Here is a 12,374-nt window from a genome sequence, read left to right as displayed (position 1 = left end):
GCAAAATGTCGGCTGCGGCTAAACTCCGCCGCCGGCATTTTGCTGTTTGGCCATTGGATTTCGCGCAGCTTTACCCTGCCGCCCACGGCGTTGCCGCGGTGACGGCAGTGTTAGAGCAGTTCGGATTGTTTCTCCGCCGCTCACTACGGCAATGTTAGTACAACAATGGTCCAACAGCTAAAAATCGAACGCCAATCGCCGAAAACCGCCGTTTTTTTTAACAGCGGCAATCTATGGGAAAATAATTAGAATAAACTAGCTGTAACCAGGAAAATTTAATATTGACAATGAGAATCATAGTCAGTTATAATTTAATTGATAATGAATATCAATACTAATTTATTGCATAATAGCGCAGGCCCTGGTTTCGGTGGGTAATCCTGTCGCGACAAGGAAGGGCCAGAAAGGAGTGGTGATATGTCGAAGCTGTTAAGCCATCTGCAGCCGGGAGAAAAAGGGATTGTTGCTAAAGTCGTGGGGCAGGGACCGGTTCATCGGCGAATCATTGATATGGGGGTGGTTCCCGGAGCGATGATCAAGGTTTTAAAATATGCACCACTGGGTGATCCCATGGAGATCAAAGTGAAAGGATTTAATCTTTCCCTCCGCAAAACAGAAGCGGAAATGATTCAAATAGAGGGAGCCTAAAATGAATCGGAGGTGGCGGATATGCCGTTAACCATGGTCAGGCCGGGTCAAGAAGTAAAGATCATAAAGATGAACAACCCGGAAACTACTTGTATGCGTTTGGTGAATATGGGAATTACTCCCGGCGCACCGTTGCGGCTGATCAGCCGCAGCCCGTCATCCTTGCTGGTCGGAGTCCGGGAGACCCGCATTATGCTGGACAATCGGATTGCGCATCAAATTCATGTTCAGTAGGAATGGTGTGATAGAAAAGCTTGGTTCTGCCGTATTTTTTAACAAACAAATCTCAACTTAGCCGTGAAAGGATATGTTTATGCAGGACAATAAACTAACAATCGCTTTAGCGGGCAATCCGAATTCCGGTAAAACGACTATTTTTAATAATTTAACCGGGTCCCATCAGCATGTAGGCAACTATCCAGGCGTCACGGTGGAGAAGAAAGAGGGATTTTTCCATTATCAAGGCCGGGAAGTTATCGTTGTTGACCTTCCAGGAACTTATAGCCTGACAGCTTTTTCACCGGAAGAAGTGGTTACCCGGGATTTTATTGCCCGGGAGCACTGTGATGTTTTGGTCAATGTGGTCGACGCTTCCAATTTGGAACGCAATCTTTATCTGACTACTCAACTTCTCGAATTAGGCCAGCCAATGGTACTGGCGTTAAATATGGTGGACGTGGCCGCTTCGCGGCATATCGAGATTCGGGAAAAGGAGCTGGAGAAAAAACTGGGGATTCCGGTTATCCGGGTCGTGGGCAACCGCCGGGAGGGAATGGAGAAACTGCTCGGTACCGTCATTCAGGCGGCGGGGTCACATCGGCAGTCCGATTTTTCCATTGATTACGGCGAAATGATTGAAGATCGGGTGGAACAGTTAATCCCCCTGCTTGCCAATGCTCATGACCAGTTGTGTTTCCCGACTCGCTGGCTGGCTTTAAAGTTGTTGGAAAACGATCAGGCTATTTTGGCCGCGTTGCAGCAATTGACCGGCGGCGAAAAGGTTATTGCGGCTGCCCAATCATTACGGGGGGAACTAACGGAATTTTTAGGCGACGACCCAGAGCTGGAAATCGCCAACCGGCGATATTGGTTTATCGGAGAAATCTACCGTCAGGTAGTCAGCGGCGACAACGAGGAAACGGTTACTGCTTCCGATAAAATCGACAGGATACTGACGAACCGGATGTTTGGTTTGCCGATTTTTTTAGGAATGATGTGGCTGGTATTTAACCTGGTGTTTACCATCGGCGACTATCCGAAGGGGTGGATGGATCAGGGCGTTAAAATGCTGGCTGGTTTTGTTGGCCTGCACATGGCGGCTGGTGACTTGAAATCTCTGGTCGTTGACGGGATTATCGGCGGTGTTGGCAGTGTAATTGTCTTTTTACCGAATATTTTGCTGTTGTTTTTAGGAATCGCTTTATTGGAAGATACCGGCTATATGGCCAGAGCCGCTTTCATTATGGACCGGGTAATGCACAGCGTCGGACTGCATGGCAAATCTTTTATCCCGTTGCTGCTGGGATTCGGTTGCAATGTACCGGCAATCATGGGAACCCGGACGCTGGAGAATCCCCGGGACCGGCTGGTGACTATGTTGGTGGCACCCTTAATGAGCTGCAGTGCCCGGCTGCCGATTTATACTGTGCTGATTGCCGCGTTTTTCAGTGAAACCAGTGCCGGCAATGTGCTATTTTCGATTTATCTGCTGGGTATTGTGCTGGCAGTTGTTATGGCGCGGATATTCCGCAGCGTGCTGTTTCAGGGCGATACCGAGCCCTTCGTTATGGAATTGCCGCCTTACCGGCTGCCCAGCGGCAAAGGTCTGCTGATCCATATGTGGGAACGCAGCGTGCTTTATGTAAAAAAAGCAGGAACTATTATTCTGGCCGTTTCGATTATTATCTGGTTTTTGTCGAATTATCCCAGCCAATATACTCCTTCCAAAGATTACGCATCATTAACTCTCCAGGCTGATAGCACCTTTTCCCTGCAAGTAAAAGAGCAGGTTTTCCGCCCGCTTCAGATTGCCGATTTGAGCGATATTCCGCCCCTGGAAATGCTCGTCGGTCAAATATCCGCCGCAGAGGAAGAATGCAGCAGCAAAACCGGCGGGCTGACCAAAAATTCACCGGAGAGAATCGTCCTAGAACAGGAAAAGCAGACCAGGGTCGCTCAGCTTGAAGCCGACAGCCCTAACCTGTATTTGTATGCCAGCCGCTATATGGAACTGAAAAATAATCTGGATGCTCAAAAAGGACAATTGAAAAAAGAACAGGCAGGGGAACGGGTGGCCCAAAGCTATGTGGGAAGAATCGGACGGGTTGTTGAGCCGCTGCTGACTCCCTTAGGATTTGATTGGAAGATTGGGGTTGGCTTGTTTGCCGGCTTTACGGCGAAGGAAGTTCTGGTGAGCACTTTAGGTACAATCTATAATATCGGCGCCGTGGATAAAGATTCCACCTCTCTGTCGTCAGCCCTGGCGGCTGATCCGATGTTCAGTCCTTTGGTAGCCTATGCATTGATGGTATTCGTGCTCGTATACTCGCCTTGCCTGGCAACCATTGCCGTAATGAAAAGGGAGACGAATTCATGGAAATGGCCGCTGTTCAGCTCGGCATATTCCACTGGATTGGCTTGGCTGCTGGCATTTGTCGTATACCAGGGCGGACGGCTGCTGGGTCTTGGTTAGAATAAGGAGATGGTTTGAATGGAAACGGCTGTACTTGCGGCCATCGGTGCTGCAGCTGTATATTACGTAGTCCGGATGCTGTGGAAGGAAGCCAACGGGGAAAACCAGTGCTCTTGCGCTTCCGGCTGCAGCAATAAAAGCTGTTGCGGCGATAAAAAGAATAAAAAATAAAAATCAGACAAACCGTGCTGTGGTGCAGGTTTGTCTGATTTATGTTAAAGAAAGTTTAATCGCGTTAAGGATTTACTGGGATTTCCGCATAGGCCGGCTCTAAGTGGCGTATGCTTGCCCGATCCGCCGTCAAATCACAGATTTTTTTTGCAAACGCTGCTTCTTCGCCATATTTGACCAGAGTAATCAAAGTTACTTTTTCAGCGAATTTTTTATTTTCAATAATGTATCCACCGGTACGCAAGCTATTTTCCACACTGCCTTGCAGCGCATAGTCCAGGCAAATCGCCAGACGGGTGTGCAGCACCCGTTCAACCAGACCGGATGTCAGCAGGCCGTTGGCGGCAGCTTTGCCATAGGCCCGGATTAAGCCGCCTGTGCCTAATTTGATGCCGCCGAAATAGCGGGTAACAACAATAACAGTATTTTTTACCGCAGCTTTTTTGATAACCTCTAAAATGGGTCGACCGGCAGTACCGGATGGCTCGCCGTCGTCGTCGGCTTTTTGCTGCTGATCCTGGTCGCCCAGCGTATAGGCAGAACAATTGTGTGTGGCGTTCCAATGTTTTTTCTTTATTTGATCAATAAATTGGGCGGCATCACTTTCTGTTTCTATTCGATTTACATAGGTGATAAACCGCGATTTATTGATTTTAAATTCACTTTCACTGTAGCCTTTTACCGTATAATAATTTGCTATCAATTATATACACCTCGAATCAAGGGGACGTTCTTTTCGCTCCCAACTTGCGATTAGGATAAAATTAAGTGACAATAGAAAGGGAAAACGGAACCGGACATGTCTTTATAAGACAATGTCCGGTTTCGTGACGTGATACGTTCAAGCCCTGCGGTACGCTAGCTGAGCGGTTGAGCTTCCGGCTTATCATAACCTTTAATAAGCCAATCTTTTCCTTCTACTATTCTGGCAATGAGCATTGAACAAACTACATTGCCTGTAGAATTTAACAACGTTGCCGGAGCATCGATGATGGTGCTGATGACTGCGATGATGGGAAGAACCTCGGGAGAAAATCCGTAAACACTGATAATCAGCATTTCACCAATCATGCCGCCTCCCGGGATGGCTCCCATGACCGCTCCCACTAAGAAAGATACGCCAATAATTCCCGCGCAGGTAGATAAACTGCTCATATCCATTCCCAAAAGGCCAAATAAGAAAGTGATTTTTAACACGCCGCCAAAAACAGAGCCGTCTTTATGAATATTGGCACCTAAAGGAATAATTGTTTCCACCATATCTTTCGGTACGCCGATCGCCTTGGTCGCCACTAAATTAATCGGAATTGAAGCGGCACTTGAGCAAGTGGCAAGCGCCGTAACTGAAGGGGTTACCGCATTGTGCCAGAAAGCCACGATCCCTTTCCTTCCGGCAGCAATATAGGCATACAAAGTAAAAAAGCCAAAGTAATAGATAACGCTCAAAACTATATAAGTAATAAAAGTCTGTAAGTATCCGTGTAAGATTTGTGTACCCAGTTCGCCGACCACATTAGCAAAATAAGCTCCCAGGCCAATCGGTGCATAATACATAATAATCTGGACCAGCTTCATCATGACTTGGGTTGCTGCTGATAAAAAGGAGGCCACAGGACGTGCGTCTTCTCCCACCAATGCAGTGGAAAGACCAGTTAAAGCGGCTAAAACAATCAAGGGTAAAATATGCGTTTTAGACAAAACAGCCGGGAAATCGGATACTGTAAAGGTTTTCACGAGCTGTTCCAGAATGCCGGCTTGTTTTACTTTGTCCGGGCTGCTTTGATCAGCCTGAACGATACTTTGTAAAGAGGCATAATTGATCCCTTCTGTTGGATTCATCAACAAAGTAACAACAAGACCCAGTGAAGCCGCAATCAAAGCCGTGATAAAGAAAACCAAAATAATGCTTCCCATGATTTTACCTAAGCGCTTCATTTCTCCCATCGATGCTATGGCCGAAGCAATGCTGAAAAACACCATCGGTACAATGATCATAAATAATAAATTCAGGAATAAATCGCCGAATGGCTTGAGAACGGAAGCCTTTGGACCTAAAATCACCCCGATTACTCCGCCTAAAAGAACAGAGCCTAACAAAATTATGGAAAATAAATAATCTTTTGAAACTAATTTCATGATGGTGAATCACCACTCCTTTTTTAACCAAGATATTCTTTCTGACAGCAAATAAATCTAGAAATACTTCGCGATAAAATACGGGAACCCTTTATTGAGATGGTCTGTATATTTTATAATTTCGGATTCAGGTATTTATGCTATAATGAAGAACAGCGTGGACATTTGCCCGATGAACGGGTTTTCGGCTGCTTTACTAAATAAGTGGAGAGTATGAGGCGATACAAGATGACAACAGTAACAATTCGCGGTGTTCAGTCGGAAGATTTGGATCGTGTAGCGGCAATAGAAGCACTTTGTTTCCCTGAAGCAGAAGCAGCGCCATGGGAGTCCTTCAAGGAAAGAATCGCTGCTTTTCCGGAATGTTTTTTGGTAGCGGAAGCGGATGGCGTACTGATCGGGTTTATCAACGGATGCGTCACGGACAGCCCTGTTATTTACGACGAAATGTTTTATACGACCGCGCACCATACACCGGAGGGAATGAATTTAACTGTTTTTGGCCTGGATGTAATTCCCGAATGCCGGCGCCAGGGAATTGCCGCTAAGTTAATGAATCGTTTTATTCAATTGGCCAGGGACACCGGCCGGGAAAATGTTATTTTGACGTGCAAGGAACGTTTGGTCCATTACTATGAGTCATTTGGCTATGTGAATAACGGAGTCTCCCAATCAACCCACGGTGGAGCGCGCTGGTTTGATATGACACTTGTTCTTTAAGCAAGAAACAAAGAACCGGTTGTGCTTTGCCACTTTTCCATGCTCCTTGCAAATTTCCTAAAATGATGATGTATTTCCGGTATGAATAGACAATGTTTAGAAGACGTTCCTCTGATGTTGCCATAAGCATATAATAATACCGGGTAGGCGCCTTCCTCTGATAAGCATACGATTACCATACGCAGACCAACCGTCTAAGCAGTTTCAGATGTTAGTTTTCGATCATCGTGGTTGCTCCTGTGAAGTGCTCTTGTATTTCTAGTTTAATGGGAGGAGTAATAAAATGCCACAAAGGATCATGACGGTATGTGGGCCGATCACACCGGAGCAGCTTGGGGTTACCTCTATGCATGAACATGTTCTTTCGGACTGCTCCATGTTTCGCCATCGAGCCGGAAAACTTTGTTTTGTCCCCAGCCGAGACGCCGTAAAGCCGGCAGAGCGGCTGACGCTGAAGAATCGTTCAGCTTTGCGGCATAACATAGTGTTATCGTTAGACAACATGAAGTTGGATGACGAGCGGGTAATGACTGCCGAAGTCGCCGATTTTAAAGCCGGCGGCGGCTGTTCCATCGTCGAAGTGAGCGCGCCGGGGATTCGAAGTTCACCGAAAGACGTGATCGCCATACGGCGGATCGCTGAAAATACCGGGGTGCATATTGTAGTATCCACCGGACTGTATGCAGAAGATACCTGGCCAATTCATTATCGTACGATGAACTTTAAACTGTTTGTTAAATTTCTGCGTCGTGAGATCACCCAGGGGGTAGGTGATACCGGGATTTTCCCCGGACATATTAAGGCAGCTTATGAAGGATATACCCGGCAGCTGGATGAATATTTGCGCGCGGCCGCGGCTGTTGCCGGTGAAACCGGTTTGTCACTGCAAGTTCATCTGGGGCCGGATGTCACTGGGGATGAGGTGCGGCAGAATATAGTTAACCCACTTTTACAAGGCGGGTGTATTCCTGAAAGGACGATCTTGTGTCACGTCCAGTTGCTAATGGGCGCACTTTCCATTGAAGAATTGGTGAACAATCCTGGACGGGTGCCGTTTGATATCAGCCTGCACCGGGAATTGCTGGCGCGGGGCTTTGTTCTTTCGTTTACTCCTCTCGGATTTGAAGCGGATAACGAACCGTTGGGAATTGCCCATTATCCGGACTGGTATACTTTAGCAGGGTTAGTGGCTTTGATTCGGGATGGCTACGCGGGGCAATTGGTTATCGGGAACGATGTATTTACCAAGCTGGCCACTCGTCGAGGCGGGGGAGAAGGGTATAGGCGTATGGCTGATTTCATTATCCCGGCACTGAAAAAATGCGGTGTGACTGACAAGGATATAAATAAGATAACGGTAGAAAATCCAGCTCGTATTTTGGCCTTTTAGGAGATGTCATTTAAAATGGAGAGAGGGTAAAAACCGATGGAATTCTTTTTTCTGCTGAAGGGAGTGGTTTTGGGTTTTTCGATAGCCGCGCCGGTTGGACCGATCGGGATTCTCTGCATCCGTCGGACTTTGGCTTACGGTATGCTGAACGGTTTTATTTCCGGTATGGGAGCGGCGACAGCCGATGGGATCTATGGCGGCATCGCTGCCTTCGGCGTGACGGCTGTTTCTGCGTTTTTACTGGATTACCAAGTTTATTTGCGCCTTATCGGCGGATTTTTTTTACTTTACCTGGGCTATACCACTTTTACTTCCTATCCGGCTGAAACTGCCGTACAAGCGGGTGGGCAAAAGTTTTTCCAGGCGTACGGCTCGACAGTGTTGTTAACACTGGCCAATCCCATGACGATCTTGTCTTTTGCCGCTGTATTTGCCGGGATGGGGGTCGGGACAATTGATGGAGGCTATGGATTGGCCGCATTTATGGTCGTAGGTGTTTTCATTGGGTCGATGCTCTGGTGGCTGACATTAAGTGGAGGCGTGAATCTGCTTCGGTCAAAATTTGATACCGGAAAGCTTCTTTGGGTCAACCGGCTTTCCGGGACTGTCATCGCGGGATTCGGGATATTCAGTTTAATAGCCGTCGGGAGATAGCATTTTTCCCCTACGGGTTCTTCATTTTCCTCTTGCCAGTGACGCGAATACACCGCCGAGGCAAAGAACCGTAAATATGATAAACGCTGAACGAAAGCTGGTCATCAGCAAAGCGGAGTGCTCGGGAGAAAGGCTGGCATCGCCTAAATAAACGGATAGCACCAGCGAGACGATGGCCATACTGATTGCCTGTCCGAAAAGTCGTGCGGTGGACAGGGTAGAGGCGGCGACGCCATAAAAAATTTTTTCTACAGATCCCATGATGGCATTATTGTTGGGTGAGGCGAACAGGGCAAATCCCAGGCCGATAATGATCAGGTTGGCGATAACCAGCCAGGGAGATGTCTGGGGGGTGACAAAGGTAAAGGCAAACAGTCCCAAAGTGCTGGTCCCCATTCCGCAGGATGCAACAATACGCGGCTCAATCCGATCGGAAAGGGCACCGGTGAAGGGAGAGAAGACAGCCATAATCAGCGGCTGGGATAATAGAATCATACCGGATACATGGGCATCATAGCCTGCGATCGTCTGGAGAAACAGCGACACCAGAAAACCAACGGCAAAGGTGGCGCTGTAATTGATCATGGCAGCGAGATTGGATAAGGCAAAAACGGTATTTCGGCGGAAAAGATTTACATGAAAAATGGGATACTCCTGTTTTGCTTCATAAACGAGAAAGATAGCAGTGAATGCCAGGCCTACTCCCAGGGAGCCTTTTCCCCAAATGCTGTTCGATGCGGCGGAAAGACCGTACAGCATTGCGGTTACGGCAACAATATAGCAAGCACTGCCTGTGAAATCGAAGTGTTCGCCTTTGGCGTCCGCCCACTCGCCGTTCAGCCGCCAAACACAAATGAGCGCTGCAAAAATACCGGCCAAGGCGGCAAAATAGAAAATACTTCGCCAGCCGAGATAGTGAGTCATAAAACCGCCAATCACAGGCCCCAGGGATAAGCCGACATAGACGGCGGAAGCGTTTAATCCTATGGCACGTCCTCGCTTATGAGACGGATATACTGACGTAATAATAGCCATTCCAGTGCTGAAAATCATGGAGGTAGCCATTCCCTGTCCGAGTCGGAAGAAAAGAAGCGATTCCATTGACCAGGCCATTCCGGCTAGGAGCGCAAAGCAAGTAAATAAAAAAATACCCGTAAGCAGAATCTTTTTTCGACCGACGATATCAGCCAGTCGGCCGAAAGGAAGTAAAAATGCCGCCGAGGCAAGCAAATAACCGGATACTACCCAACTGAGAATCAGAGTGCTGCCGCCGAATTCAGCCCCAATGGCCGGTATGGCAAGATTGATTGCGCTGCCCATAAAGGGGGCGAGGAAGGATGTTATCATCACAACAGCCAGCACGGATGTTTCCAGTGAAATATTAAAGCCCATGTAGGTCCCCCATCTCTTGTTCCAATTTACAGCTTTACTTTCATTTTAGGGCAAGCGCAGTGTGATAACAATATTTTGTCGCATTTTTTTAATTGGTATGATCAGTTTGGCTTTTTTTGAAGATTTTTTTTTGCTGCAGTGATATACTTCAAATCAAATATAACTCTGTAATTACGCAAGGAGGGAACAGCATGAGTCAGGATATGCGCAGGAAAGACAGAAAATTGAATGAGTCCGCGGCAAAAGAAATATTAAAAACGGGAACATATGGTGTGCTGTCGCTCAACAGTGAAAGCGGTTATGCCTATGGAGTACCGTTAAGTTATGTTTATTCGGAGAACCGGGTTTATTTTCACTGGGCATTGGAAGGCCAAAAATTAAATCATGTCCGTCATGATAATAAAGTCAGTTTCTGTGTGGTGGAAGAAGCCCGGCCTCTGCCGGAAAAATTCAGCATGGGATATAGAAGTGTGATTGCTCTGGGCAAAATGAGCGAGGCAGTTGGTGAAGAAAAAATGAATGCCTTGCTGTTATTCGTCCAAAAATATTCCCCTGATTATCAGGAACAGGGAAAACTGTATGCGGCTCATGCCGGTGATAAGACGGTGGTTTTCCGGATAAACATTGAACATTTGTCAGGAAAAGCCAATCAAGCTCAAACCGATGTCTGATGCAAACGGTGCCGGCTGCAAAAGCGGCAGTCGTGAGGCACTGGTGGCGGATGATGGTGGGTTCACCGGACATGGTCGCTATTTTATTTTTTTAAGATGGTTTGACGAAAAATTTTTTACGCAGCACGAAATCAGTCTGGCAAGCTTCATCGTTTATGGTAAGTTTATAATAGGGAAAAATAAAAGTAAACCGCAAAGGGCAAAATCAGAGTATGTGGGTTTCACAAAGCAAGGCTACTATTTTGCGGCTATGACGCCGCTTGGTATTACGGCGCCGTCCCGGAAACCGGTGGCAGAAGCAGGAGCCCTCAAACAAGTAAGCAAAATGTAGGTAAGGCGGATATCCGTCCATAAAACTTAGTATAGGAGGCGTGTTACGATGTTTATCGCGAACGCAAATAAGAGACTATGCCTGCTTCTTGGTATAGTATGCAGCTTGCTGCTGAGCCCTTCCCTTGTATTTGCTTCTGATATCAGCGAGGAATATACTAAAATTCCTGCGAAGATTGACGGTATGATTTATAATCTGGATGCAAAGATTTACCGGCCAAGCGATGACGGTGTATATCCCCTTATTGTGCTGAATCATGGCCGGTCAACGAAAGCGGAAGAACGGAAGAAAGCGGAGCTCGTCGATTATTATAAAATTCAAGCCGAGACTTTGGCCAAAAAAGGTTTTGTTGTTGTGCTGGCGGTACGGCGCGGGTACGGTCTTTCCGAAGGACCGGATGCAGAGTATTCGAAGGCGGCGACGATATATAAGACCGGACTGGAAGGGACAAAGGATGTTGTTGAGACCGTCCGGTTTATGCAGCAAAAATCCTATGTGGACAGCAAGCACACAATTATTATGGGACAGTCGTGTGGCGGTCTCATAGCGGTCGCTTCTGCCACAAAAAATATTCCCGGTTTGGCAGGGGTGGTTAACTTTGCCGGCGGACTGCGTCACCCGGATACCGTCAATCCTGATATTTGGACGGTTTATGATGAACAATACCTGATCAGTACGTATTCGGCCTATGGACGGGACGCAAAAGTGCCGATGATTTGGCTTTATACCGAGAATGACTCTTATTTTCCTCCTGCCATTTCCAAGAGAATGTTTGACTCCTTTGTAGAAGCCGGCGGAAAGGCGGAGTTTTATTTATTGCCTGCCTTTAGAAAAGACGGGCATACCTTTTTCCCTAGTTCCGCGACGATTCCGATTTGGCTGCCCTTGTTTGAAAAGTTTTTAGATACCTTGAATATTCCGTATATCCATGACGCCGCCGGGGAATAAGGTGGTGTCTAAACCGGCATATATTAATTGGAATAGAAAGGCAGTGATAAGATGGATATCCGATTAGTAAGACATGCAACCTTATTGGTTCATCTGGGTGGGAAAACGTTATTGGTTGATCCAATGCTGGGCGACAAGGGAACAATGCCTCCTATTGTTAATTCTGCTAACGACCGGCGCAATCCCTTGGTAGAGCTGGCCGCACCGGTTGACTATTTAGAACAGATCGACGGGGTATTGCTAACCCATACGCACAAGGATCATTTTGACGATGCGGCTGCCGAAAAGCTGCCGAAGGATAAACCGGTGTTATGCCAGCCTGCCGATGAGACAAAGCTGGCGGGCTTGGGGTTTACCAACGTTGTTCCGATTCATGAAACGGCTGTATGGGAAGGTATCCAGATCATTCGTACAGGCGGGCAGCATGGCAGCGGAGAAATCGGCAGGCGGATGGCGCCTGTTTCGGGCTATGTATTGCAAGTAAAAGGGGAGCCTTCTTTATATATTGCAGGCGATACCATTTATTGTCCGGAAGTTGAAAATGCATTGGCGGCCTATCATCCCGACATCACTGTGGTGAATGGCGGGGGAGCCCGGTTTAAAACCGGTGATCCCATCACC

At 47.3% G+C, this 12,374-nt stretch carries 15 protein-coding genes; 11 read left to right on the top strand and 4 right to left on the bottom strand.

The annotated features are described in order from the left end of the window. Positions 1-18 precede the first annotated feature (18 nt). A complete protein-coding gene (locus ABFC84_01615; GenBank protein ID MEN6411443.1) occupies positions 19-174 on the bottom strand; it encodes a hypothetical protein in 156 nt (51 codons plus the stop codon). A 243-nt stretch (positions 175-417) separates the two neighbouring features. Between ABFC84_01615 and ABFC84_01610 the strand changes: the two genes are divergently transcribed. The 4 genes from ABFC84_01610 to ABFC84_01595 all read left to right on the top strand — a co-directional run bounded on the left by ABFC84_01610 (position 418) and on the right by ABFC84_01595 (position 3,511). Beyond that, complete coding sequence (locus ABFC84_01610; GenBank protein MEN6411442.1) at positions 418-648, top strand: FeoA family protein; 231 nt, start codon at positions 418-420, stop codon at positions 646-648. Positions 649-669: 21 nt separating this feature from the next. Further along, positions 670-882 (top strand): FeoA family protein, encoded by a 213-nt coding sequence (locus tag ABFC84_01605; protein ID MEN6411441.1) that lies wholly within the window; start codon positions 670-672, stop codon positions 880-882. Between the two features lie 79 nt (positions 883-961). Continuing rightward, positions 962-3,340: a ferrous iron transport protein B gene (feoB, locus tag ABFC84_01600; protein MEN6411440.1), complete on the top strand. Its 2,379-nt coding sequence runs from the start codon at positions 962-964 to the stop codon at positions 3,338-3,340. A gap of 18 nt (positions 3,341-3,358) precedes the next feature. Then, entirely contained in the window at positions 3,359-3,511 is a 153-nt protein-coding gene (locus ABFC84_01595) for a FeoB-associated Cys-rich membrane protein (GenBank protein ID MEN6411439.1), read from the top strand. A gap of 64 nt (positions 3,512-3,575) precedes the next feature. On the opposite strand, the gene ABFC84_01590 is transcribed toward ABFC84_01595, so the two are convergent. Both ABFC84_01590 and ABFC84_01585 read right to left on the bottom strand, forming a co-directional pair. Next, positions 3,576-4,214, bottom strand: coding sequence for a YigZ family protein (locus ABFC84_01590; protein MEN6411438.1), 639 nt, complete (start codon positions 4,212-4,214; stop codon positions 3,576-3,578). Between the two features lie 155 nt (positions 4,215-4,369). Further along, entirely contained in the window at positions 4,370-5,647 is a 1,278-nt protein-coding gene (locus tag ABFC84_01585; GenBank protein ID MEN6411437.1) for a dicarboxylate/amino acid:cation symporter, read from the bottom strand. Between the two features lie 228 nt (positions 5,648-5,875). On the opposite strand from ABFC84_01585, the gene ABFC84_01580 reads away from it, so the two are divergent. The 3 genes from ABFC84_01580 (at position 5,876) to ABFC84_01570 (ending at position 8,411) form a co-directional block, all read left to right on the top strand. Next, entirely contained in the window at positions 5,876-6,367 is a 492-nt protein-coding gene (locus tag ABFC84_01580; protein ID MEN6411436.1) for a GNAT family N-acetyltransferase, read from the top strand. 283 nt (positions 6,368-6,650) lie between these two features. Then, positions 6,651-7,757 carry a hypothetical protein gene (locus tag ABFC84_01575; protein ID MEN6411435.1) on the top strand — a complete coding sequence of 369 codons (1,107 nt, stop codon included), beginning with the start codon at positions 6,651-6,653 and terminating at the stop codon, positions 7,755-7,757. Positions 7,758-7,793: 36 nt separating this feature from the next. Further along, complete coding sequence (locus ABFC84_01570; protein ID MEN6411434.1) at positions 7,794-8,411, top strand: LysE family transporter; 618 nt, start codon at positions 7,794-7,796, stop codon at positions 8,409-8,411. Between the two features lie 21 nt (positions 8,412-8,432). On the opposite strand, the gene ABFC84_01565 is transcribed toward ABFC84_01570, so the two are convergent. Then, the gene (locus tag ABFC84_01565; protein ID MEN6411433.1) at positions 8,433-9,803 is read right to left on the bottom strand and encodes an MFS transporter; all 1,371 of its coding nucleotides are present in this window, start codon (positions 9,801-9,803) and stop codon (positions 8,433-8,435) included. Positions 9,804-9,994: 191 nt separating this feature from the next. On the opposite strand from ABFC84_01565, the gene ABFC84_01560 reads away from it, so the two are divergent. The 4 genes from ABFC84_01560 to ABFC84_01545 form a co-directional block, all read left to right on the top strand. Next, positions 9,995-10,474, top strand: a complete 480-nt coding sequence (locus tag ABFC84_01560; GenBank protein ID MEN6411432.1) for a pyridoxamine 5'-phosphate oxidase family protein — start codon at positions 9,995-9,997, stop codon at positions 10,472-10,474. Next, a complete protein-coding gene (locus ABFC84_01555; GenBank protein MEN6411431.1) occupies positions 10,467-10,805 on the top strand; it encodes a hypothetical protein in 339 nt (112 codons plus the stop codon). Before ABFC84_01560 ends, ABFC84_01555 begins: the two co-directional genes overlap by 8 nt. Positions 10,806-10,853: 48 nt before the next feature. Then, a complete protein-coding gene (locus tag ABFC84_01550) occupies positions 10,854-11,753 on the top strand; it encodes an alpha/beta fold hydrolase (protein MEN6411430.1) in 900 nt (299 codons plus the stop codon). Between the two features lie 51 nt (positions 11,754-11,804). Further along, a partial coding sequence (locus ABFC84_01545; GenBank protein ID MEN6411429.1) for an MBL fold metallo-hydrolase occupies positions 11,805-12,374 on the top strand: 570 nt, incomplete at its 3' end.

It is taken from the genome of Veillonellales bacterium (assembly GCA_039680175.1).
In the GTDB taxonomy this organism is placed as follows: domain Bacteria; phylum Bacillota; class Negativicutes; order JAAYSF01; family JAAYSF01; genus JBDKTO01.
Note: the sequence above shows the minus strand (reverse complement) of the source record. Positions and strands in the feature narration are given on the sequence as shown.

Coding starts and splice junctions, on each gene's coding strand:
- ABFC84_01610 (MEN6411442.1), top strand. CDS start 418: ATGTCGAAGCTGTTAAGCCATCTGCAGCCGGGAGAAAAAGGGATTGTT.
- ABFC84_01605 (MEN6411441.1), top strand. CDS start 670: ATGCCGTTAACCATGGTCAGGCCGGGTCAAGAAGTAAAGATCATAAAG.
- feoB (MEN6411440.1), top strand. CDS start 962: ATGCAGGACAATAAACTAACAATCGCTTTAGCGGGCAATCCGAATTCC.
- ABFC84_01595 (MEN6411439.1), top strand. CDS start 3,359: ATGGAAACGGCTGTACTTGCGGCCATCGGTGCTGCAGCTGTATATTAC.
- ABFC84_01585 (MEN6411437.1), bottom strand. CDS start 5,647: ATGAAATTAGTTTCAAAAGATTATTTATTTTCCATAATTTTGTTAGGC.
- ABFC84_01580 (MEN6411436.1), top strand. CDS start 5,876: ATGACAACAGTAACAATTCGCGGTGTTCAGTCGGAAGATTTGGATCGT.
- ABFC84_01575 (MEN6411435.1), top strand. CDS start 6,651: ATGCCACAAAGGATCATGACGGTATGTGGGCCGATCACACCGGAGCAG.
- ABFC84_01570 (MEN6411434.1), top strand. CDS start 7,794: ATGGAATTCTTTTTTCTGCTGAAGGGAGTGGTTTTGGGTTTTTCGATA.
- ABFC84_01565 (MEN6411433.1), bottom strand. CDS start 9,803: ATGGGCTTTAATATTTCACTGGAAACATCCGTGCTGGCTGTTGTGATG.
- ABFC84_01560 (MEN6411432.1), top strand. CDS start 9,995: ATGAGTCAGGATATGCGCAGGAAAGACAGAAAATTGAATGAGTCCGCG.
- ABFC84_01555 (MEN6411431.1), top strand. CDS start 10,467: ATGTCTGATGCAAACGGTGCCGGCTGCAAAAGCGGCAGTCGTGAGGCA.
- ABFC84_01550 (MEN6411430.1), top strand. CDS start 10,854: ATGTTTATCGCGAACGCAAATAAGAGACTATGCCTGCTTCTTGGTATA.